Genomic DNA, 23,610 nt, shown 5'->3' on the forward strand with positions numbered 1-23,610 from the left:
CACACCCGATTTATGGTGCCTGGCTATAGAGTATGATAAAGAAAACAGGGGGCAAGGGATGTTGCTTAATAAAATGTGTGGTCGTCGGCTGTCGGCAATCAGTTTGTGCCTGGCCGTAACATTCGCTCCACTGTTCAATGCGCAGGCCGATGAGCCTGAAATGATCCCTGGCGATAGCTCCGCGAGCGTCAGTGAACAGCCAACAGCATTATCGCAGCCGCAGGTACAATCTTCCGCGACGGCTATTATGGCGGGGATTCAACCGCTACCGCAGGGCGTGTCAGTTGATCAAGCCCGCGCCGAATTACAATCTCAACTTCCAGCGGGCTTCACGCCAGTGTATATGAGCCAGCTGGAATTGCTGTATGCCGCACGTGAAATGAAGCCGATGTGGGAAAATCGTGATGCGGTAAAGGCCTTTCAGCAACAGTTAGCCGAGGTGGCGATTGCCGGTTTTCAGCCGCAGTTTACTACCTGGGTTGCACTTCTGACTGATCCGGCAGTGTCCGGCCAGGCGCGAGATATCGTGCTCTCTGATGCGATGTTGGGATACCTGCACTTTATTGCCAATATTCCCGTTAAAGGGAATCGCTGGCTTTATAGCGATAAGCCCTATGCGCTAACAACGCCGCCGATTTCCGTCATCAACCAGTGGCAGGTCGCACTGGATAACGGTCAACTAACTTCGTTTGTTGCCAGCCTGGCACCGCAGCATCCGCAGTACGCCGCAATGCATGAATCACTACTCAAGCTGGTGAGCGATACGCGGCCCTGGCCTCAGCTCACCAGTACCGCGACGCTGCGTCCGGGAGAGTGGAGTAACGACATCCCCGCGCTGCGTGAAATTTTGCGCCGTACGGGAATGCTGGAGTCCACCGTCAGTACATCTGCTAAAGAAGGACGTAGCGCTTACGATCGTGAACTTGTCGATGCGGTAAAACGTTTTCAGACGTGGCAAGGGCTTGGGGCTGATGGCGCGATAGGTCCTGCGACGCGTGACTGGCTGAACGTAACGCCTGCTCAGCGTGCTGGCGTGCTGGCGTTAAATATTCAGCGCTTGCGCCTTTTGCCGAGCGATCTGTCTACCGGCATCATGGTAAACATTCCTGCCTACTCGCTGGTTTATTATCAGAACGGCAATAAGGTGCTGGCCTCGCGCGTTATCGTCGGGCGCCCCGATCGTAAAACGCCGATGATGAGCAGCGCGCTGAATAACGTGGTCGTTAACCCGCCGTGGAACGTGCCGCCGACGCTGGCCCGAAAAGATATTCTGCCTAAATTGTGGAATGATCCGGGGTATCTTGAACGTCACGGCTATACCGTAATGCGCGGCTGGAACAGTAAAGAGACGATAGATCCGTGGCAGGTTGACTGGGCCACCATCACTGCGTCCAATCTGCCGTTCCGCTTTCAGCAGGCTCCGGGCGCACGTAACTCGCTCGGACGCTATAAATTCAATATGCCGAGTTCGGACGCTATTTATCTGCACGATACGCCGAACCACAATCTGTTCCAGAAAGATACGCGGGCGTTAAGTTCCGGCTGTGTGCGTGTGAATAAGGCATCTGAGCTGGCGAATATGCTGCTACAGGACGCGGGTTGGAATGATACCCGCATCTCGGATGCCCTGAAGCAAGGGGATACGCGGTACGTGAATATTCGCCAGAATATTCCGGTCAACCTCTACTATCTGACCGCATTTGTTGGCCCGGATGGTCGCACGCAGTATCGTACAGATATTTACAATTACGATCTGACAGCGCGATCCAGCGCACAAATTGTGTCAAAAGCCGAGCAATTAATCAGATAAATGAAGCAGTTCGAGGAAAATGATTGTCGTAAGTTATGCTGGAAACGGGGCAAAATGGCTGTGAGCCCCGTATTTCCTGGGGTTGGGAGCCTTGACGTGGACTACTTAGCCAGATAAGGTTTCCCGCGTGCGCTAGAGCATACATACGATAACATTGACCTTGTAGACCTTAATACCATGGACAAATTTGACGCTAATCGCCGCAAACTGCTGGCGCTTGGTGGTATTGCCCTCGGCGCTGCCATCCTGCCTACGCCTGCGTTTGCAACACTCTCTACCCCACGTCCGCGTATATTGACTCTGAATAACCTGCATACCGGTGAGTCAATAAAAGCAGAGTTTTTTGATGGCAGGGGCTATATTCAGGACGAATTAGCAAAACTTAACCACTTTTTCCGTGATTTTCGGGCCAATAAAGTGAAATCCATTGACCCCGGACTGTTTGATCAACTCTTCCGTCTGCAGGGCCTGCTGGGTACGCGTAAACCCGTACAGCTGATCTCCGGTTATCGTTCCGTCGATACCAATAATGAACTACGTGCGCGCAGTCGCGGTGTGGCCAAGAAAAGCTACCACACCAAAGGCCAGGCCATGGATTTCCATATTGAAGGCATCGCATTAAGTAATATTCGCAAAGCTGCGTTATCTATGCGCGCAGGTGGTGTAGGATACTACCCCAGCAGTAACTTTGTGCATATCGACACCGGCCCTGCACGGCACTGGTGATCCATAAGCTTAATGAAACAGGAGCTGTATGAACTATCGTATTATTCCGGTCACTGCATTCGCCCAGAACTGCTCGCTAATCTGGTGTGAGCAGACTCGTCTGGCCGCGTTGGTCGATCCCGGCGGCGATGCCGAGAAAATCAAACAGGAAGTGGATGCCAGCGGTCTGACGCTAATGCAGATCCTGCTTACTCACGGTCATCTTGATCATGTTGGGGCGGCAGCTGAACTGGCACAGCATTATGGTGTACCGGTTATTGGTCCGGAAAAAGAAGATGAGTTCTGGCTACAGGGTCTCCCTGCGCAGAGCCGCATGTTTGGCCTGGGCGATTGTGAGCCGCTGACGCCCGATCGCTGGCTGAACGAAGGTGATCGGGTCAGCGTTGGCAACGTGACGTTGCAGGTGTTGCATTGTCCGGGTCATACACCGGGACATGTGGTCTTCTTTGATGAGCAATCAAAGTTACTGATTTCGGGTGACGTGATTTTCAAAGGTGGCGTAGGGCGCAGCGATTTTCCGCGCGGAGATCACAGCCAACTGATCGATTCGATTAAACGTAAACTGTTGCCGCTGGGCGATGACGTGACGTTTATTCCGGGTCACGGCCCACTTTCTACGCTGGGTAACGAACGGCTTCATAACCCGTTCCTGCAGGACGAAATGCCTGTCTGGTAATACCGCAGATAAATAAAAAGGCCGCTATTGCGGCCTTTTTTGTACGCGATAGATTACAGTACTGCGACAATCGCTTCGCACAGCGGCGCCATGTTATCTGGCGTCATTCCAGCTACGTTTACACGTCCGGAAGCGACAGCGTAGACACCAAACTCTTCACGCAGACGCAGAACCTGCTCTTTTGTCAGGCCGCTGAATGAGAACATGCCGTTCTGTTTGATGATAAAGCTGAAGTCGCGGTTCGCACCTTTCTCCTGCAGCGTATTCACGAACAGTAAACGCATGCGCTGAATGCGTTGGCGCATATCGGTCAGTTCCTGTTCCCAGATGGCACGCAGCGCGTCATTGCTCAGAATCGTGGCAACTACGGATGCGCCGTGTGCTGGCGGGTTGGAATAGTTAGCGCGAATGGCTGATTTCATCTGACTAAACGCACGGTCGACGGTTTCAGCATCAGCAGCAACCAGCGTACAGGCACCTACGCGCTCATTGTACAGACCAAAGTTCTTGGAGTAGGAACTGGCAACGATCAGCTCTTTGTGCAGCGCGGCGAATGCGCGCAGACCTTCTGCATCTTCTTCCAGACCGCGGGCAAAGCCCTGGTATGCGAAGTCAAATAGCGGTAACCATCCTTTCTCGACAGAAAGCTGAGCCAGCGTTTGCCACTGCTCAAGCGTAGGATCGATACCGGTTGGGTTATGACAGCAGCCGTGGAACAGTACCACATCGCCAGCCTGAGCTTCGCTGAGGCTGGCCAGCAGCGCATCAAAGTCTAATGAGTGGTTCGCCGCATCGTAATAGTTGTATTCACGAACTTCCAGACCGGCAGAGTTAAAGACGCTCTTATGGTTCGGCCAGCTTGGGTTGCTCACCCATACGCGTTTAGCCGACGTATTTCTTGCGAGAAAATCAGCTGCCACGCGCAGTGCGCCAGTGCCGCCAGGGGTCTGTGCTGTACGTGCGCGTTTATCGTTGATAAGCGAACTCGTTTTACCAAACAGTAATTCCTGAGTACAACGACCAAACTCTGGAATACCGTCAATGCCAAGATAGTTTTTGGTGGTTTCATTTTCCAGTATATATTGCTCGGCTTTTTTAACGCTGGTCAGCACCGGCGTTTTGCCTGTCTCATCTTTATATACACCGATCCCGAGGTTTATTTTTCCAGGGCGGTCATCGGCACGAAACAAATCAGCCAGACCCAAAATGGGGTCGGCAGGAGCGGCGGTAATGTTCTCAAACATGACGAGGTTCCATAGTGATTACAGAAGGGAAGTCCGCTATCAGGTTAACGGTAGATTTACAAAATGCCAACCGTTACTGACGAAAAGCTGAGGTGTTTTTTTAAGACGCAAGAATCCGCTGGCAGATATAAAAAAACAGGACCGAAGTCCTGTTTTTAAGGCATTTAACAAAGAGGTCTGCTATTAGAACTGGTAAACGATACCAACTGCAACGATGTCGTCAGAGTTCACGCCCAGTTTGTTGTCAGAATCGATTTGGTTAATCTTGTAGTCAACATAGGTGGACATGTTTTTGTTGAAGTAGTAGGTTGCGCCTACTTCGAAGTAATCGACCAGATCCACATCACCGATACCTTCTACGTCTTTCGCTTTAGACTTGTTGTAGGAGAGGGACGGACGCAGGCCGAAATCGAACTGGTACTGAGCAACGACGAATACGTCTTCAGTTTTGTTCGCAAAACCGCTGTTACCAGCACCTGAGATGCGGGTCGCGTTACGGGTTTCACCGTAGTTCGCTGCCAGGTAGATGTTGTTAGCATCGTATTTCACGCCGGTCGCCCACTGCTCAGCTTTTTTACCGCCATTGCCGTAGAAAGAGTTTTCCTGCGCGTTGGTGCGGTCAGCTGCGCCGTAAGCACCCACGATACCGAAACCATCCATTTCGTAGCTTACAGAACCGCCAACGCCGTCGCCGTTAGAGCGACCGGTATTGCCATCACGTTCGTTTTTACCCAGATACTGGATACCGAAGTTCAGACCGTCAACCAGACCGAAGAAGTTGGAGTTACGGTAGGTTGCAACACCACCAACACGACCAACGAAGAAGTTGTCGCTGTATGCGGTATCACCACCAAATTCTGGCAGCATATCGGTGTAACCCAGAGCATCGTAAACGATACCGTAGTTACGACCGTAGTCGAAAGAACCCAGATCGGCATATTTCAGACCAGCAAATGCCAGACGGGTTTTGTTGCCGTTCTGAGCGTCACTGCCGCCTTCAGAGTTGTTACCGGCAAAGTTGTATTCCCACTGACCGTAACCGGACAGCTCGGAGTTAATCTGAGTTTCCCCTTTGAAACCAAGACGAGCATAAGTCTGATCGCCATCGTCAGCAGCGCTGTCAGAAAAATAATGCAGACCAACGGTTTTACCGTAGATATCCAGCTTGTTACCATCTTTGTTGTAAACTTCTGCAGCGTTAGCTGCCCCGGCTACCAGCAGAGCAGGGATAACCACTGCCAGAATATTGCGCTTCATCATTATTTATTACCCTCATCGGTTTTTATATGACACCTGCCACTGCCGCCAATAAATTCCGTCAATGAAAATTTACGGAACTATTGATGAGAGTTTGGTGTCTTTATGTGTCTGACAGGCATCTTTCCATTCAAACTACCGTTTCGCTACCGTCAAAGTGCTACAAATATAAAGATTTGGTTTCAAAAAGAAAAAATGTGTAACAAAATGTTATTTTTGTGCAACTTTGTGAACAGCGTCAAACTTCGGATACCCCTGAGCTGAAAATTCTCGTTTTTATTTCTATTTATATGATTTTCTTATATTTAATTTTGCTAAGGTTATTTTTTCTCCGTAATACCGGAAAGTTTGGATTTTACAGATAACGATTTTTGGACGTCTGGAGTGCCGTGCGAAAGGCTAAAAAATGTACTATTTAATCAGAAAATGCTAATCCACAATAAAATTACTGGTTATTTTTTGTGCAAATGTATTGCGATGAAATATTACGTAACAGGTGGAGGGGATTGAATGGTTGTGTTTAACGTGAGGTGGGTATCCAGATAACATGAAAAGGGTATAAAAAAGGCCAGCAATGCTGGCCTTTGAAACAATAACGCACGTTTAGAAGGTGGCGTTACGCGGAGTACGCGGGAACGGAATAACATCACGGACGTTTTGCACGCCGGTGACGTAAGCGATCAGACGCTCGAAGCCCAATCCGAAGCCGGAATGCGGAACGGTACCGTAGCGACGCAGGTCGCGATACCACCAGTAATCCTCTTTGTTCAGACCCATTTCCAGCATACGGGCATCCAGCACGTCCAGACGCTCTTCACGCTGAGAACCACCGATGATTTCGCCGATTCCTGGAGCCAGAACGTCCATTGCAGCAACGGTTTTACCGTCTTCGTTAAGGCGCATATAAAACGCTTTGATATCTTTCGGGTAGTTTTTCACCACCACCGGCGCTTTAAAGTGCTCTTCAGCAAGATAACGTTCATGCTCGGAAGACAGATCCACACCCCAGTAAACCGGGTTTTCAAACTGTTTTCCGCATTTTTCCAGAATGCTTACCGCGTCGGTGTAATCCACCTGCGCGAAGTCAGCGTCAATGAAACGTTCCAGGCGTGAAATCGCGTCCTTGTCGACACGTTCAGCGAAGAATTTCATATCATCCGCACGCTCTGCCAGTACGGCTTTGAACGCGTATTTCAGCATCGCTTCAGCCAGGCCTGCAACATCGTTCAGGTCAGCGAACGCCACTTCTGGTTCCAGCATCCAGAACTCTGCCAGGTGACGACTGGTGTTAGAGTTTTCTGCACGGAACGTCGGGCCAAAGGTATAAATTTTGGACAGGGCGCAGGCGTAGGTTTCACCGTTCAACTGACCGGAAACGGTCAGGAAGGCTTCCTTACCAAAGAAGTCTTTGTCGAAATCGACTTTACCCTGATCGTTACGCGGCAGGTTTTCCAGATCCAGCGTAGAAACACGGAACATTTCACCGGCACCTTCCGTATCGGAAGCGGTGATCAGCGGAGTCGATACCCAAAAGAAACCCTGCTCGTGGAAGAAGCGATGCAGCGCTTGCGCCAGCGTATGACGTACGCGCGCTACCGCACCAATCATATTGGTGCGCGGACGCATATGCGCCACTTCACGCAGATACTCGATGCTGTGACGCTTAGCCGCCATTGGGTAGGTATCAGGATCTTCAACCCAGCCCGCGACTTCAACTTCAGTGGCCTGAATTTCAAAGCTCTGTCCTTGTCCAGGTGATGCAACGACTTTACCCGTTACGATAACTGAACAACCCGTCGTCAGGCGCAGTACGTCCTGATTGTAATTGGGCAGAGAATTATTGATGACGGCCTGTACAGGATCAAAGCAGGAACCGTCATAAACGGCGAGGAAGGAGATGCCAGCTTTTGAATCTCGGCGGGTACGCACCCATCCGCGCACGGTGACTTCGCTGTCAACGGCTACGCGGCCCTGGAGTACGTCGGCTACAGGCACAACGCTCATAATATTCTCTCTGTTAATAGTCGGATATATAAACACATGTCCACCCATAATGGGGGGGATACCTATGTTACCTGGCATCTGCAATCAGACAAGCAGAATTCGTAGCTGGAGTGAAAGATTTCGGAAATAAACGCGAATAAGGGAGCCAAAATGGCTCCCTGGAAGGATTAACTGGCTTTTTTAATATGCGGGAGATCGAAGGCTTTGCGCAGTGCACGAACAAATGCTTTATCGTGGCAGATGGTTTTACCCGGGCTGTCAGATAACTTCGCCACTGGTTTGCCGTTACATTCCACCAGCTTAATTACGATATTGAGCGGCTTAACCTGTGGAATGTCGCATGTTAGCCGTGTCCCAATACCAAAACTCAACTGTACGCGGGAAGAGAAGTGGCGGTAGAGTTCAATCGCTTTTTTCAGATCGAGGTTATCTGAAAAGACCAGCGTTTTGCTCAGCGGATCAATACCCAGTTTTTCATAATGGGCGATGGCTTTTTCACCCCATTCCACCGGATCGCCTGAGTCATGGCGTAATCCCTGGTAGCGGGTCGCAAACTCAACGCCAAAGTCGCGTAAAAATGCGTCCATGGTGATGCAATCGGTCAATGCAATGCCGAGTTGATCAGGATACTCATTTAACCAGGCGGCCAGGGCTACACGTTGGCTGGTGGCAAGTTCAGGACTGATTTGCTGATGAGCCTGGAACCACTCATGCGCCTGCGTACCCATTGGGGTTAATGACAGGCGGCGGGCCAGATCGTAGTTACTGGTGCCGACAAACCAGGGCTCTTGCTGCAGGCGTTTAACGATAGCCTGCTGTACTTCGCGCGAAAAACGACGACGCGTACCGAAATCCATCAAATGGAAGCGGGACATATCGACATCTTTTGTTAAAGCAGAGAATTCTACTAGTTTGCTTTCCAGCTCATCGAGTGCCTGCGGGACGCCTGATTCAGGTGAGCGGTAACGGTGTACCAGTTCGCTAATCACCGCTAACAGCGGGACTTCCCACATGATCACTTCACGCCACGGACCGGTTAAGCGGATGTTTAGCTTACCGTTATCATTGGTGACGCAAACCTGTTCCGGGTTATAGCGGAAATCACGTAACCAGGTGAGGTAATCAGCTTTAAAGAAAGGCAGGCCGGAGAGCCACTGGTACTCATCCTCCTGCAGTCGCAGGTGCTGCATAGCATTCACCTGCTCACGAATAGAATCGGCATAAATACCGAGCAGGTCATCGCCACGGCAACGAAATTCAGCCGCTACTTGTACGTCATAGTAGTGGTGAAAAACGGCTTGCTGCATATGCAACTTATAAGCGTCTGTATCCAGCAGCGAGTGCAGAACAGGAGAAGCGAATTGTGTCATAGGTGCGCAGTAGCATCCTCTCACGGGAGCGTTTAGTACAATAAACAACTAAGAAAACCGCTGGAGTATACCCTGTTTAGCGATTTATTGAACCCCGATCACACCATAAGCTCTCTTTCTGGTCGAGGGCAATTCGTGCCACGTGTTATAAAAATGTAGCAAAAAGGGTGTTTGTGCCTGAAAAGATGAACATTCTGCGTAGCGCGATTTACGCAACAGGAATAGACTGAAGCCGAGACTCTATTAAAGATGCTAAAGGTTTTTTTATGACACAACAGCCACAAGCCAAATACCGTCACGACTATCGTGCGCCGGATTACCAGATTACTGATATTGATTTGACCTTTGACCTGGATGCTGAAAAAACCGTGGTCACCGCAGTGAGCCAGGTTGTCCGTCATGGCGCGTCCGACGCGCCCCTGCGCCTGAATGGCGAAGATCTGACCCTGGTGTCGATCCACGTAAACGACGAGCTGTGGACAGAGTATAAAGAAGAAGAGGGCGCTCTGGTCATCAATCAACTGCCGGAACGTTTTACGCTGCGTATCGTGAATGAAATTAGCCCAGCGGCGAATACCGCGCTGGAAGGGCTGTACAAGTCAGGCGATGCGCTGTGTACCCAGTGCGAAGCAGAAGGTTTCCGCCATATTACCTGGTATCTTGATCGCCCGGACGTGCTGGCGCGTTTTACTACCAAAATAATCGCCGATAAAACGCAATATCCGTTCCTGCTCTCCAACGGTAACCGCGTGGCGCAGGGTGAACTGGAAAATGGTCGCCACTGGGTTCAGTGGCAGGATCCATTCCCGAAACCGTGCTATTTATTTGCGCTGGTGGCCGGTGATTTTGACGTCCTGCGCGATACTTTTACTACCCGCTCAGGGCGTGAAGTGGCACTGGAACTGTACGTCGATCGCGGTAACCTGGACCGCGCGCCATGGGCGATGACCTCGCTGAAAAACTCCATGAAATGGGATGAAGAGCGCTTTGGCCTCGAGTATGACCTCGACATCTATATGATTGTCGCTGTGGATTTCTTCAACATGGGCGCGATGGAGAATAAAGGTCTGAACATCTTTAACTCCAAATACGTGCTGGCGCGTACCGATACCGCCACCGACAAAGATTACCTCGATATTGAGCGCGTTATCGGTCACGAATATTTCCATAACTGGACCGGCAACCGCGTGACCTGTCGCGACTGGTTCCAACTGAGCCTGAAAGAGGGTTTAACTGTGTTCCGCGATCAGGAGTTCAGTTCCGATCTCGGCTCACGTGCGGTAAACCGCATCAGCAATGTGCGTACCATGCGCGGCCTGCAGTTTGCTGAGGACGCCAGCCCGATGGCGCATCCTATCCGCCCGGATATGGTCATCGAAATGAACAACTTCTATACCCTGACCGTGTACGAGAAGGGTGCGGAAGTGATTCGTATGATCCACACCCTGTTGGGTGAGGCTAACTTCCAGAAAGGGATGCAACTGTACTTTGAGCGTCACGACGGTAGCGCTGCAACCTGTGATGATTTTGTGCAGGCGATGGAAGATGCGTCTAACGTTGATCTCTCCCATTTCCGCCGCTGGTACAGTCAGTCCGGTACGCCGATTCTGACCGTGCGTGATGACTATAACCCATCAACTGAACAGTACACGCTGACCATTAGCCAGCGCACGCCGGCCACGCCGGATCAGGCTGAAAAACAACCGCTGCATATTCCATTCGCTCTCGAGTTGTATGACAACGAAGGGAAAGTGATCCCGCTACAAAAAGGCGGGCACCCGGTGAATTCCGTACTCAACGTCACCCAGGCAGAGCAGACGTTTGTCTTTGATAACGTCTACTTCCAGCCGGTTCCGGCGCTGCTGTGCGAATTCTCCGCGCCGGTAAAACTGGAATATAAATGGAGCGATCAGCAACTGACTTTCCTGATGCGTCACGCGCGTAATGATTTCTCTCGTTGGGACGCGGCGCAAAGCCTGCTGGCGACCTACATTAAGCTCAACGTTGCCCGCCATCAGCAGGGACAGCCGCTGTCGCTGCCGGTACACGTGGCCGATGCATTCCGCGCAGTTTTGCTGGATGAGAAAATCGATCCGGCGCTGGCGGCAGAGATCCTGACGCTGCCTTCAGTAAATGAAATTGCCGAACTGTTCGACATCATTGATCCGGTGGCGATAACCGAAGTTCGCGAAGCTTTAACCCGCACGCTGGCGGCCGAGCTGGCGGATGAATTCCTCGCCATCTATAACGCTAATCATCTTGATGAGTACCGCGTTGAGCATGCCGATATTGGCAAGCGTACGCTGCGTAACGCCTGCCTGCGATTCCTGGCCTTTGGCGAAACCCATCTGGCTGACACGCTGGTAAGCAAGCAGTACCGTGAAGCGAACAATATGACCGATGCGCTGGCGGCGCTATCCGCGGCAGTCGCGGCGCAGCTTCCTTGTCGTGACGCGTTGATGCAGGAGTATGACAATAAGTGGCACCATGACGGTCTGGTGATGGATAAATGGTTTATCCTGCAATCCACCAGCCCGGCTAGAAACGTGCTGGAAACGGTACGCGGCCTGTTGAAGCATCGCTCTTTTAGCATGAGTAACCCAAACCGCATCCGTTCGCTGATCGGTGCCTTCGCGGGCAGCAACCCGGCAGCATTCCATGCGGAAGATGGTAGCGGTTATCAGTTCCTGGTTGACATGCTGACTGAGCTCAACAGCCGTAACCCGCAGGTGGCGTCACGCCTGATTGAGCCGCTGATTCGCTTAAAACGTTATGATGCAAAACGTCAGGCGAAGATGCGTGCGGCGCTGGAACAGCTGAAAGGTCTGGAGAATCTGTCAGGCGATCTGTTCGAAAAGATCTCTAAAGCGTTAGCCTGATAATATTGCCGGATGGGTCCGGCCTACCATTCACGCGTAGGCCGGATAAGCGGTAGCGCCATCCGGCATTTTTAACCTTGCTTGCGTAGCTGAACTTCATTGTCGCCACGCTGCATCACCCGGTTCAACACCTCGGCTTCCAGTTCTGTCAAACGCACGGAACCAATCCGGCGAGGTCGTGCAATATCCACCGTTAAATCCAGCCCGATTTTTCCGTCCTCAATCAGCAAAACGCGATCGGCCATTGCTACCGCTTCGCTGACGTCATGGGTGACCAACAGTACGGTAAAGCCGTGCTCTTGCCATAAAGAGACGATCAGCTCCTGCATTTCAAGGCGGGTTAAGGCATCCAGTGCGCCGAGGGGTTCATCCAGCAGCAGCAGACCAGGGCGATGAATTAATGCCCGGGCCAGGGCCACGCGCTGTTTTTGTCCGCCAGAAAGCGCTGCGGGCCACTCCTGAGCACGATTCTCCAGTCCAACGGCGGCCAGCGCATCTCGGGCCGCATTGTGCCAGTGACCTTTCAGACCCAGACCGACGTTATCGATAACCGTCTTCCATGGCAGCAGACGCGCATCCTGAAACATCATACGCGTATCATCCTGAATTTCCGCCAGTGGGGTGGTTCCGGCAAGTAATGCGCCTGAGGTGGGCGACTCCAACCCTGCCAGCAGACGCAGCAACGTGCTTTTACCACCACCGCTGCGGCCAACCACGGCAACGAATTGCCCGGCCTGTATATGCAAATCTAACTGATTGAGCACCGTATTGGCGGCGTATTGTTTTGTCACGGCGCTCAGCAACAGCGGCGTACCCTGGTTCAAGCGAGCGGTATTCATACGGTAGCCTCCTTTATATGGTAAGCCGGGTGCCAGCGCAGCCAGACTCGCTCCAGCAATTGGGCGCTGACGTCGGCAAGTTTGCCGAGTAAGGCGTAGAGAATAATGGCCACCACGACCACATCGGTTTGCAGAAATTCGCGGGCGTTCATCGCCAGGTAGCCAATACCGGCATTGGCTGAAATGGTTTCTGCGACGATAAGCGTCAGCCACATCAGCCCGAGAGCGAAACGCACACCGACCATAATTGAGGGCAGGGCGCCAGGGAGGATGACATGAACAAACAGTGAAAAGCCGGACAACCCATAGCTACGCGCCATTTCTACCAGCCCACGATCGATATTACGGATCCCATGCCAGGTGTTGATGTAAATCGGGAACAGCGTGCCCAACGCAACGAGAAAGATCTTGGCGGATTCATCAATGCCGAACCACAAAATCACCAGCGGGATCAGCGCCAGATGCGGTACGTTACGCAGCATCTGCACCGAGGTATCCAGCAGGCGTTCTCCCCAACGCGAAAGACCGCTGATCAGTCCCAGCGTCAGGCCAATCGATCCACCGATGGAGAATCCGATCAGCGCGCGCCAGGAACTGATGGCCAGATGCTGCCAAAGCTCGCCGCTGGCGGAAAGCGTCCAGAAGGCTTCGATAACACCCTCCGGAGAGGGTAGTATGCGGTTGGACAGCCAGCCCATTGATGATGCGAGCTGCCAGAGCGCCACCAGACCTACCGGTAAAAACCAGGGCGCGAGGCGCAATAACCATCTGTTTTTCGTCGTTGCCATTAGCCGCTCCTTAGCTTTGTGCGACTTTGCGCGGGATGAATTCGTTTGCAACCGCTTCTCCTTGCTGTTGCAGGCGCTGCGGTTGCGGAATTTCGGGTATCGCGACATCCAGATGCGGGAACAGCAGCTCACCAACCTTGTACGCTTCTTCCAGATGCGGATAGCCGGACAGCACAAAGCTGTCGATTCCCAGCGCGGCATACTCGTTAATACGTGCTGCGACCGTAGGACCGTCTCCAACCAGTGCGGTCCCTGCGCCACCGCGTACCAGTCCTACCCCTGCCCACAGGTTCGGGCTAATTTCCAGTTTGTCGCGTTTACCGTTGTGCAGTGCAACCATTCGATGCTGACCAATCGAATCCGTTTTTGAGAAGGCGGCCTGGGCTTTGGCGATGGTGTCGTCATCCAGATGGGCTATCAGACGATCCGCTGCCTGCCATGCCTCGTGCGTTGTCTCTCGTACGATCACATGCAGACGAATACCGAAGCGGATCTTGCGCCCGAGCGCCGCTGCTTTGGCCCGCACCTGTTCAATCTTCGCTTTCACCTGTTCGGGCGGCTCGCCCCAGGTCAGGTAGAGATCAACCTGTTCTGCAGCAAGATCTTGTGCGACATCAGACGAGCCGCCGAAATAAAGCGGTGGTCGGGGTTGTTGTACGGGAGGGAAAAACAGCTTCGCGCCGCGAACGTGAATATGTTTGCCGTTGAAATCCACCGTTTCACCTTGCAGCAAGCGCCGCCAGACCTGAGTAAATTCCGCAGAGGCTTCATAGCGCTCGGTGTGATCGAGGAACACGCCGTCGCCTGCCAGCTCCTGTGGATCGCTGCCGGTCACCAGGTTAAATAACGCCCGGCCATTTGAGAGTCTGTCGAGCGTTGCAGACTGACGTGCGGCAACCGTTGGCGAGGTAACGCTTGGACGCAGCGCGACCAGAAACTTTAATCGCTGGGTGACCGGGATCATCGAGGCGGCGACCAGCCAGGCATCTTCGCAAGAGCGACCAGTTGGGATCAGAACGCCGGTAAACCCAAGACGATCGGCCGTTTGCGCGATTTGTTGCAGATAACCGTGATCGACAGGGCGCGAACCCTCTTCCGTTCCAAGATAATGACCGTCACCATGGGTGGGTAAAAACCAAAACATGTTCAGACTCATAATTTTTCTCCTGCCTGCTGAGTGGGTTGCCAGATACGCTGGCGAATATCGATTTTTTTCGGCACCAGACGGTTGTCATAAAACAGATCGGCGGTTTGTTGTTGCAGGGCTGCAACAGAGGCGTTGACTGGCACAATGGTGGTTGGCGGACGGTGATCCAGATAAGACGCAATCACCGGTTCTGGCAGTCCCATGGTTTTGGCCAGCAGGGTAATACTTTGCTGGCGCTGGCTGAGGGTTAACGCATCGGCCTGGCTAAAGGTATCCAGTACGCCAAGAACAAATGCGCCATTTTTCTCGGCATAGGGACGGGCGGCGAGATAAAACGAACCGGTTTGCTTGAGGTCTGAGCCGTCTTTTAGCACACGTACATCACCTTGCAGTAACGCGGCGGAATAATAGGGGTCCCAGATAGCCCATGCATCAACGTTTCCTTGCTGAAAGGCTGCTCGCGCGTCGGCGGGAGTCAGATAGGTCGGTTGAATATCGGTAAGTTTCAGTCCAGCCTGTTGCAGCGCCCGGAGCAGTAAATTGTGGGCGCTGGACCCTTTCTGGAAGGCGACTTTATGTCCTTTAAGCTGCGCGACGCTCTGGATCGGGCTATTTTTCGGCACCAGAATCACTTCGGCTTTCGGCTTGGGCGGCTCGACGCCCACGTAAACCAGATCGGCTCCGGCAGCCTGGGCGAAAATTGGCGGAATATCACCGGTGCTGCCGAGATCGATACTGCCGATGTTGAGCGCTTCCAGCATTTGCGGCCCAGCCGGGAATTCGACCCACGAGATTTTAGTCTGCGGATAGCGTTTCTCCAGTAGCTGATGGCTTTTGGCCAGCACCATACTGACGCTTCCTTTCTGGTAACCAATACGCAGGGCATCGGGGGCCGATTCTGCGGCATGCCCCAGAGTTGACAACGACAACAACCCACTCAGTGCCAGCCATGACGTGTGACGCTTGAGAAGATCAAGCATGGGCGGCACCTCGCAGGGTGTTCAGTTGAGGAAGTTGGACATCGCGACGATGCAACGCCAGCCAGAAGGTATCAAGCGCACTGTCCAGACGCTGCTGAAGGTTGGGCGTAAACTGAGGTTTATGTTGATAATCAATTACCTGTGAATCATCGGCAAACACACCGTGCAGGATCTCCTGGGCCTTTAATGCGCTCAGTACCGGTTTCAGCGCGTAATCGACGGCAAGCAAATGTGCCACGCTGCCGCCGGTAGCCAACGGCAAAACTACTTTCCCTTCCAGCGCTCGCTCGGGGAGCAGATCGAGCAGGGTTTTCAGGGCGCCAGAGTAAGCGGCTTTATAGACCGGCGTGGCGACAATCAGCCCGTCTGCATTCTGCAATTGTTCGCTAAATGTGTTCAGCGCCGGACTGTCGAAACGGGCATAGATCAGGTCTTCCGGGGCAAAGTTATGCAGGTTCCAGTGAAAGACTTCGACATCATGACCGTTTAGTTTTTCTCGGGCATATTCCAGTAACGCGCTGGAGCGAGAGGGAAAGCGTGGGCTTCCCGCCAGAGTAATGACGCGCATAATTTTAATCTCCTCTTATAACTAATTGTTTGCTTTTGCTTAACATTGATAACAATTTATGCAGTCTGGCAGAGAGATTTTGTTTATCGAAATGATTTATACGGGATAGAAAAGTCGAAAAATAAATATACCCGTCATACTTCAAGTTGCATGTGCGTTGGCTTTCCTCGCTCACCCCAGTCACGTACTGGTGTACGTTCCTGGGGATTTGCTGCTCGCCGCCTTCCTGCAACTCGAATTATTTAGGGTGTAAAAAGCAGGGGCGAGGAAAACGATTGCTATTTATTGCCGCAGGTCAATTCCCTTTTTGCTCGCGATCGCACATAATACGCCCCCGGTTTGCACACCGGGAATCCAGGAGAGTTCATGTACTACCCCTTCGTTCGTAAAGCCCTTTTTCAGCTCGATCCAGAGCGCGCTCATGAATTGACATTCCAGCAATTACGTCGCATTACCGGCACACCGCTTGAAGCGCTTGTGCGCCAGAAAGTACCGGCAAAACCGGTTACCTGTATGGGGTTGACGTTTAAGAATCCGCTCGGGCTTGCTGCCGGGCTGGATAAAGACGGGGAGTGCATTGATGCGCTCGGCGCGATGGGATTTGGTTCCATTGAGATTGGTACCGTGACGCCACGCCCTCAGCCGGGTAACGATAAACCGCGTCTGTTCCGTCTGGTCGATGCAGAAGGTTTGATCAACCGTATGGGGTTTAATAACCACGGGGTTGATAACCTGGTTGAGAACGTTAAAAAATCGCATTTTGACGGTATTCTGGGGATTAATATTGGTAAGAATAAAGATACCCCAGTAGAGAACGGCAAAGATGACTATCTGATTTGTATGGAAAAAGTCTATGCTTATGCGGGTTATATCGCTATTAATATCTCTTCACCGAATACGCCGGGATTACGCACGCTGCAATACGGCGAGGCGCTAGACGATCTCCTGACGGCAATTAAAAATAAGCAAAATGATCTGCAAACGATCCACCATAAATATGTTCCAGTGGCGGTAAAGATCGCGCCGGATCTTTCTGTGGAAGAACTGATCCAGGTTGCTGACAGTTTAGTTCGTCATAATATTGATGGCGTAATTGCGACTAACACTACGCTCGATCGTTCTCTCGTTCAAGGAATGAAAAATTGCGATCAAATGGGTGGCCTGAGCGGTCGACCGTTACAATTAAAAAGTACAGAAATTATTCGCCAGTTGTCTCAGGAATTAAAAGGCCAGCTGCCGATTATTGGTGTTGGTGGTATCGACTCGGTGATTGCTGCACGTGAGAAAATAGCTGCTGGTGCAACCCTCGTACAGATTTATTCGGGCTTTATTTTTAAAGGTCCGCCGTTGATAAAAGAAATCGTCAGCAATATCTGAATGCTACCTTAATCACAAACCAGGGCTTTATTTCTAGCCCTGGTTGTTTTATATTCCTTTACTGTTGCTTATTTAAACATTCTGAGCTTTTATTATTAGGGCAATAAACGAAGCGGCAAAAGGATACTGTCGTAACGGTGATGATTAAGGAAAGGAGAGAAACTGATGCGAATTAAACCCGACGATAACTGGCGCTGGTATTATGATGAAGAGCACGATCGTATGATGCTCGATTTAGCCAATGGCATGTTATTCCGTTCGCGTTTTGCTCGTAAAATGCTCACTCCTGATGCATTTTCTCCGTCAGGTTTTTGTGTTGATGACGCCGCGCTTTATTTTTCCTTTGAAGAAAAATGTCGCTACCTGGATTTAGCCAAAGAACAAAAAGCGGAACTGGTGCTCAATGCGCTGGTGGCGATTCGTTATCTCAAACCGCAAATGCCGAAAAGCTGGCACTTTGTTGCACACGGTATTAACTGGTCACCGGTCGTGGGTGACGCTGCCTGTGTTGATTTAAGCGATACCGATGAACAGGTAAACCTGTTAGTGGTTGAGCCGGGGGAAAACGCCGCGCTTTGTCTGCTTGCGCAACCTGGTGTGGTTATCGCCGGGCGTACGATGCAGCTTGGCGATGCGATTAAAATAATGAATGACAGACTGAAACCGCAGGCCGTTGTTGACAGTTTCAGCCTTGAGCAGGCGGTTTAGCTCTCCAGCCTGATTGCCGTTTTGGGAACACAACTGCAGCACAGAATCGTTCCGTCGTCCCCTATCGCTGATTTCTTCAACGAGCTAACTTCGCCATCTACCAGTCGAATTCGACAGCATCCGCAAATGCCTGCCCGGCATGAATAGGGAACCCGGATACCCTGGTTTTCCAACTGCTCAAGCAATACCTGCTGATTATTTCCGCGAAAGGTCTGTCCCTGCCAGTCAATAAGCACCGTGGCATCAGGTTGTTGTTCGGGTGCAGTGTCGTCTGATTCCGCTGCGCCGTACGCTCTGGCGGGGCCGGTTGCCAAAATCTCTACCTCATCGCCGACGCGAATAACGCCACTGTTGCGTGCGATAAGATTCTGGCCGAAATCGACATCGCCATTATCTACCGCAGTACGGAAGGTTTGCAGTGTTGCGAGCGGTTCGCCGGATGGATGTTTCTGGCCTTTTTCCGGGCTAACGGTAGTGAAAATACAGCGGCTACAGGGTTTTGCAACATCAAAAATGACGTCGCCAATACGAATCACTTTCCAGGTATCTTCTTCCCAGGCGCCAGCTCCCGAAACCACCAGATTGGGGCGGAACTGTTCCATTTTGACGCTTGCCGGACAGCGCTGTTGCACATCGCGCAGAGATGCTTCGTTGGCCAGCAGATAGGGATAACCATCAGCGAAGGATAAAGGAACATCAACATGTCGTTTTACACGGCGCGTCAGCTGCGGACCGACCCAGCGTAGCTGCACGTCACGGGAGAAAAAACTGCTAAGCCACTGGTTAATAGCCACTGGCGCAATGCGCGCGGTAAAATGATTACCCCATACTTCAGTTGGCGCATCCTGGGTGGCGAAGTCGGCAAACCGTACGAGCGCACTGCTGCCGTCTGGAGCCGTAAGATGCAGCCCATCGTGGAATGGGGAAGGCGTAAAACGGACCATTTGTGGGAACTGGCGGGCGGTTATGAACGTTCCATCAGGTTCAGTGATCATAAATATACGGTCAAAGGCGAGACCGCTAATATCTGCCAGGGCATGCGTAAGCCCAATGCCGCGCATTGATTTAACCGGATGAATAAAAAGTCGGGTTAACGTGACCACTGTACAGCCCCTCGAATGAAAATAAGCCTTCAACTTTATGACATACAGCCCATATTAGCTATAATGCGCAGCAATTTTCTCGGAGTAAAAGTGACATTATGAATTCTCTGTTTGCCAGTACGGCCCGCGGGCTGGAAGAGCTGTTAAAAACTGAACTGGAAAACCTCGGCGCGCTGGAGTGTCAGGTCGTTCAGGGTGGGGTCCATTTTAAGGGCGACACGCGGCTTGTTTACCAGAGCCTGATGTGGAGTCGCCTGGCCTCGCGCATTATCCTGCCGATGGGAGAGTGCAAGGTCTACAGCGATCTTGATCTGTACCTCGGCGTTCAGGCAATCGACTGGACAGAGATATTTAACCCTGGTGCTACGTTTGCCGTTCATTTTAGCGGCCTGAACGAAACCATTCGTAACAGTCAGTACGGCGCGCTAAAGGTCAAGGATGCGATTGTCGATGCATTTACCCGTAAAAATATGCCGCGTCCGAATGTGGATCGTGAATCTCCGGAGCTGCGCATCAACGTCTGGTTGAATAAAGATACCGCCAGCATTGCGCTCGATCTGAGCGGTGATGGTTTGCACCAGCGTGGCTATCGCGATCGCGCGGGTCAGGCACCGATTAAAGAAACGCTGGCCGCCGCTATTGTTATGCGTTCTGGCTGGCAGCCGGGAACCCCGTTACTCGATCCGATGTGTGGTTCCGGCACACTGCTGATTGAAGCTGCGATGTGGGCAACCGATCGCGCGCCGGGCCTGCACCGCGGGTACTGGGGCTTCAGCGGTTGGGCGCAGCACGACGAAGCCGTCTGGCAAGAAGTTAAAGCCGAAGCGCAGGTGCGTGCGCGTAAGGGACTGGCTGACTATACCTCGCATTTTTATGGATCCGACAGCGATGCGCGCGTGATTGAAAAAGCGCGCAGTAACGCTCGCCGCGCCGGTATCGCCGATCTGATGACGTTTGAGGTTAAAGATGTCGCCAAACTGAGCAATCCGTTGCCGAAAGGACCGTATGGGACAGTTATCAGTAACCCGCCTTACGGCGAACGTCTGGATAGCGAACCGGCGCTGATTGCCCTGCACAGCCTGCTGGGCCGTACGATGAAAAACCAGTTTGGCGGCTGGAATTTGTCGCTGTTCAGCGCCTCTCCGGATCTGCTCAGCAGCCTGCAATTACGTGCCGACAAGCAGTTCAAGGCGAAAAACGGCCCGCTGGATTGTGTGCAGAAAAACTATCACGTTGCAGAGACCACCGCGGACAGCAAGCCTGCCACGGTCGCGGAAGATTATGCTAACCGCCTGCGCAAGAACATCAAGAAACTGGAAAAATGGGCGCGCCAGGAAGGCATTGAATGTTATCGCCTGTATGACGCTGATCTGCCGGAATACAACGTTGCTGTGGATCGTTACGGTGAGTGGGTCGTGGTTCAGGAATATGCCCCACCGAAGACAGTTGATGCGCAAAAAGCGCGCCAACGCCTGTTTGACATTATTGCCGCAACGCTGTCAGTACTGGAAATCGCACCCAATAAACTGGTGCTGAAAACCCGTGAACGGCAGAAAGGCAAGAATCAGTATCAGAAGATGAATGAGAAGGGTGAATTCATTGAGGTAAGCGAGTACAACGCGCGCCTGTGGGTGAACCTGACTGACTACCTTGATACGGGTTTATTCCTCGATCACCGTATTGCGCGCCGTATGCTGGGGCAGATGAGTAAAGGTAAGGACTTCCTTAACCTGTTCTCCTACACCGGCAGCGCCAGCGTACATGCAGGATTGGGCGGTGCGCGTAGCACCACGACGGTTGATATGTCGCGTACCTATCTGGAATGGGCGGAACGCAACCTGCGTCTGAACGGCCTGAGCGGTCGCGCTCACCGTTTGATTCAGGCCGATTGCCTGGGCTGGTTGCGTGATGCCAATGAACAGTTTGATCTGATTTTCATCGATCCACCGACGTTCTCTAACTCAAAACGTATGGAAGACTCGTTTGATGTGCAGCGCGATCATCTGGCGCTGATGAAAGATCTGAAACGTCTGCTGCGTAAAGACGGCACGATCATGTTCTCCAACAACAAACGTGGGTTCCGTATGGATCTCGACGGTTTGGCTGAACTGGGATTGAAAGCACAAGAAATCACCCAAAAAACGCTTTCCCAGGACTTTGCCCGTAACCGTCAGATCCACAATTGCTGGCTGATTACCGCAGCCTGAAAGGAAAATTAAATGTCATTAATCAGTATGCATGGTGCATGGCTGTCGTTCAGCGATGCGCCGCTTCTTGATAATGCTGAACTGCATATCGAAGATAACGAGCGGGTCTGTCTGGTTGGCCGTAATGGCGCGGGCAAATCGACGCTGATGAAGATCCTGAACCGTGAACAGGGTCTTGACGATGGGCGTATTATTTATGAGCAGGATCTGGTTGTGGCGCGTCTGCAGCAGGATCCGCCGCGCAACGTGCAGGGTAGCGTCTACGATTTTGTCGCCGAAGGGATTGCAGAACAGGCGGTTTACCTCAAGCGTTATCACGATATCTCGCATCTGGTGATCGCCGATCCGAGTGATAAAAACCTCCAGGAACTGGCGAAGGTTCAGGAACAGCTGGATCACCACAATCTGTGGCAGCTGGAAAACCGTATTAATGAAGTACTGGAACAGCTTGGCCTGGAAGCAGACATGGAGCTGGCATCGCTTTCCGGCGGCTGGCTACGTAAGGCGGCACTGGGCCGCGCGTTAGTGAGCAACCCGCGCGTGCTGCTGTTGGATGAACCGACGAACCACCTGGATATTGAAACCATCGACTGGCTGGAAGGGTTCCTGAAAACCTTCAATGGGACAATTATTTTCATTTCCCATGACCGTTCATTTATCCGCAATATGGCGACGCGTATTGTCGATCTTGACCGCGGCAAGCTGGTGACCTATCCGGGGAGTTACGATCAGTATCTGCTGGATAAAGAAGAAGCGTTGCGCGTAGAAGAGTTACAAAACGCGGAATTTGACCGCAAGTTGGCGCAGGAAGAAGTCTGGATCCGTCAGGGTATCAAAGCGCGTCGTACGCGTAACGAAGGTCGCGTGCGCGCACTGAAAGCCATGCGTCGCGAGCGTGGCGAACGTCGCGAAGTAATGGGCACAGCGAAGATGCAAGTCGAAGAGGCTAGCCGTTCAGGCAAGATTGTTTTCGAAATGGAGAATGTGGATTACCAGGTTGACGGAAAGCAGCTGGTGAAAGATTTCTCCGCGCAGGTGCAGCGTAGCGACAAGATCGCGCTAATCGGACCTAACGGCTGCGGCAAAACAACGCTGCTGAAGTTGATGTTAGGTCAGCTTCAGGCTGACAGCGGACGCATTCACGTCGGTACCAAGCTGGAAGTGGCCTATTTCGATCAGCACCGCGCCGAACTGGATCCCGATAAAACCGTGATGGACAACCTGGCTGAAGGTAAGCAAGAGGTGATGGTTAACGGTAAACCTCGCCATGTGCTGGGTTACCTGCAGGACTTCCTGTTCCATCCAAAACGTGCGATGACGCCAGTACGTGCGCTCTCTGGCGGGGAACGTAATCGCCTGTTATTGGCGCGTTTGTTCCTGAAACCCAGCAATCTGTTGATTCTCGATGAACCAACGAACGATCTTGACGTCGAAACGCTGGAACTGCTCGAAGAATTGATTGATAGCTACCAGGGCACCGTGCTGCTGGTGAGCCACGACCGTCAGTTTGTCGATAATACCGTGACCGAATGCTGGATCTTCGAAGGCGGCGGTAAAATTGGTCGTTATGTCGGCGGTTATCATGATGCGCGCAGTCAGCAATCGCAGTATGTGGCGTTTAAGCAGCCAGTTGCGAAAAAAACAGAGGAGCCAACCGCTCCTAAAGCAGAAATTGTCAAACGCGGCACCAGCAAACTAAGCTATAAACTGCAGCGCGAACTGGAGCAGCTCCCCGCGTTGCTTGAAGAACTGGAAGCTAAGCTGGAAGCCTTACAGGCTCAGGTTGCTGACGCCGCGTTTTTCAGTCAGCCTCACGAGCAAACGCAACAGGTGTTAGCTAATTTGAACGAAGCGGAACAAGAACTTGAGCAAGCCTTTGAGCGCTGGGAGTATCTTGAGTCTTTGAAGAATGGCGCATAATTAAAGG

Annotated in this window: 18 protein-coding genes; 8 read left to right on the forward strand and 10 right to left on the reverse strand. The window is 52.1% G+C overall.

The window, feature by feature from the left end; genetic code table 11:
* Window positions 1–58: 58 nt before the first annotated feature.
* From ldtD to OGV57_RS02855, 3 genes are all read left to right on the forward strand, one after another.
* The gene (ldtD, locus tag OGV57_RS02845; RefSeq protein ID WP_054528235.1) at window positions 59–1,810 is read left to right on the forward strand and encodes a L,D-transpeptidase; all 1,752 of its coding nucleotides are present in this window, start codon (window positions 59–61) and stop codon (window positions 1,808–1,810) included.
* A 177-nt stretch (window positions 1,811–1,987) separates the two neighbouring features.
* Complete coding sequence (mepK, locus tag OGV57_RS02850) at window positions 1,988–2,536, forward strand: peptidoglycan L,D-endopeptidase MepK (RefSeq protein ID WP_003035820.1); 549 nt, start codon at window positions 1,988–1,990, stop codon at window positions 2,534–2,536.
* Between the two features lie 28 nt (window positions 2,537–2,564).
* On the forward strand, window positions 2,565–3,212 hold the full coding sequence (locus OGV57_RS02855; protein WP_003035823.1) for an MBL fold metallo-hydrolase: 648 nt from the start codon (window positions 2,565–2,567) through the stop codon (window positions 3,210–3,212).
* Between the two features lie 53 nt (window positions 3,213–3,265).
* Here OGV57_RS02855 and aspC read toward each other — a convergent pair whose 3' ends face one another.
* The 4 genes from aspC to pncB all read right to left on the reverse strand — a co-directional run bounded on the left by aspC (window position 3,266) and on the right by pncB (window position 9,087).
* Window positions 3,266–4,456, reverse strand: coding sequence for an aspartate transaminase (aspC, locus tag OGV57_RS02860; RefSeq protein WP_003035825.1), 1,191 nt, complete (start codon window positions 4,454–4,456; stop codon window positions 3,266–3,268).
* Between the two features lie 183 nt (window positions 4,457–4,639).
* Complete coding sequence (gene ompF, locus OGV57_RS02865; protein WP_016149871.1) at window positions 4,640–5,716, reverse strand: porin OmpF; 1,077 nt, start codon at window positions 5,714–5,716, stop codon at window positions 4,640–4,642.
* Between the two features lie 600 nt (window positions 5,717–6,316).
* Window positions 6,317–7,717: an asparagine--tRNA ligase gene (gene asnS / locus OGV57_RS02870; protein ID WP_003035832.1), complete on the reverse strand. Its 1,401-nt coding sequence runs from the start codon at window positions 7,715–7,717 to the stop codon at window positions 6,317–6,319.
* Window positions 7,718–7,884: 167 nt separating this feature from the next.
* Window positions 7,885–9,087 (reverse strand): nicotinate phosphoribosyltransferase, encoded by a 1,203-nt coding sequence (pncB, locus tag OGV57_RS02875; protein WP_003836860.1) that lies wholly within the window; start codon window positions 9,085–9,087, stop codon window positions 7,885–7,887.
* A gap of 266 nt (window positions 9,088–9,353) precedes the next feature.
* On the opposite strand from pncB, the gene pepN reads away from it, so the two are divergent.
* Window positions 9,354–11,966: an aminopeptidase N gene (pepN, locus tag OGV57_RS02880; protein WP_054528236.1), complete on the forward strand. Its 2,613-nt coding sequence runs from the start codon at window positions 9,354–9,356 to the stop codon at window positions 11,964–11,966.
* A gap of 71 nt (window positions 11,967–12,037) precedes the next feature.
* Here the strand turns inward: pepN and ssuB are convergent, their stop codons facing one another.
* The 5 genes from ssuB to ssuE are packed head-to-tail and all read right to left on the reverse strand — an operon-like array spanning window position 12,038 to window position 16,288.
* Window positions 12,038–12,805, reverse strand: coding sequence for an aliphatic sulfonates ABC transporter ATP-binding protein (gene ssuB, locus OGV57_RS02885; protein ID WP_003035840.1), 768 nt, complete (start codon window positions 12,803–12,805; stop codon window positions 12,038–12,040).
* On the reverse strand, window positions 12,802–13,593 hold the full coding sequence (gene ssuC / locus OGV57_RS02890; RefSeq protein ID WP_003035843.1) for an aliphatic sulfonate ABC transporter permease SsuC: 792 nt from the start codon (window positions 13,591–13,593) through the stop codon (window positions 12,802–12,804). Before ssuC ends, ssuB begins: the two co-directional genes overlap by 4 nt.
* A gap of 10 nt (window positions 13,594–13,603) precedes the next feature.
* The gene (gene ssuD / locus OGV57_RS02895) at window positions 13,604–14,749 is read right to left on the reverse strand and encodes an FMNH2-dependent alkanesulfonate monooxygenase (protein ID WP_054528237.1); all 1,146 of its coding nucleotides are present in this window, start codon (window positions 14,747–14,749) and stop codon (window positions 13,604–13,606) included.
* A complete protein-coding gene (locus OGV57_RS02900; RefSeq protein ID WP_003836853.1) occupies window positions 14,746–15,720 on the reverse strand; it encodes a sulfonate ABC transporter substrate-binding protein in 975 nt (324 codons plus the stop codon). The genes ssuD and OGV57_RS02900 overlap by 4 nt, the downstream gene beginning before the upstream one ends.
* The gene (ssuE, locus tag OGV57_RS02905) at window positions 15,713–16,288 is read right to left on the reverse strand and encodes an NADPH-dependent FMN reductase (RefSeq protein WP_054528238.1); all 576 of its coding nucleotides are present in this window, start codon (window positions 16,286–16,288) and stop codon (window positions 15,713–15,715) included. Before ssuE ends, OGV57_RS02900 begins: the two co-directional genes overlap by 8 nt.
* A 366-nt stretch (window positions 16,289–16,654) precedes the next feature.
* On the opposite strand from ssuE, the gene pyrD reads away from it, so the two are divergent.
* Both pyrD and zapC read left to right on the forward strand, forming a co-directional pair.
* Window positions 16,655–17,665, forward strand: a complete 1,011-nt coding sequence (gene pyrD, locus OGV57_RS02910; protein ID WP_003035851.1) for a quinone-dependent dihydroorotate dehydrogenase — start codon at window positions 16,655–16,657, stop codon at window positions 17,663–17,665.
* Window positions 17,666–17,830: 165 nt separating this feature from the next.
* Entirely contained in the window at window positions 17,831–18,373 is a 543-nt protein-coding gene (gene zapC, locus OGV57_RS02915) for a cell division protein ZapC (RefSeq protein ID WP_003035852.1), read from the forward strand.
* On the opposite strand, the gene OGV57_RS02920 is transcribed toward zapC, so the two are convergent.
* Window positions 18,370–19,476 (reverse strand): YcbX family protein, encoded by a 1,107-nt coding sequence (locus tag OGV57_RS02920; protein WP_054528239.1) that lies wholly within the window; start codon window positions 19,474–19,476, stop codon window positions 18,370–18,372. The genes zapC and OGV57_RS02920 overlap by 4 nt on opposite strands.
* Before the next feature lie 98 nt (window positions 19,477–19,574).
* On the opposite strand from OGV57_RS02920, the gene rlmKL reads away from it, so the two are divergent.
* Entirely contained in the window at window positions 19,575–21,683 is a 2,109-nt protein-coding gene (rlmKL, locus tag OGV57_RS02925) for a bifunctional 23S rRNA (guanine(2069)-N(7))-methyltransferase RlmK/23S rRNA (guanine(2445)-N(2))-methyltransferase RlmL (protein ID WP_054528240.1), read from the forward strand.
* Between the two features lie 12 nt (window positions 21,684–21,695).
* Window positions 21,696–23,603, forward strand: coding sequence for an ABC transporter ATP-binding protein (locus tag OGV57_RS02930; RefSeq protein WP_054528241.1), 1,908 nt, complete (start codon window positions 21,696–21,698; stop codon window positions 23,601–23,603).
* Window positions 23,604–23,610: the final 7 nt, after the last annotated feature.

This window comes from Citrobacter sp. Cf087, from assembly GCF_030334285.1.
Lineage (GTDB): Bacteria > Pseudomonadota > Gammaproteobacteria > Enterobacterales > Enterobacteriaceae > Citrobacter > Citrobacter freundii.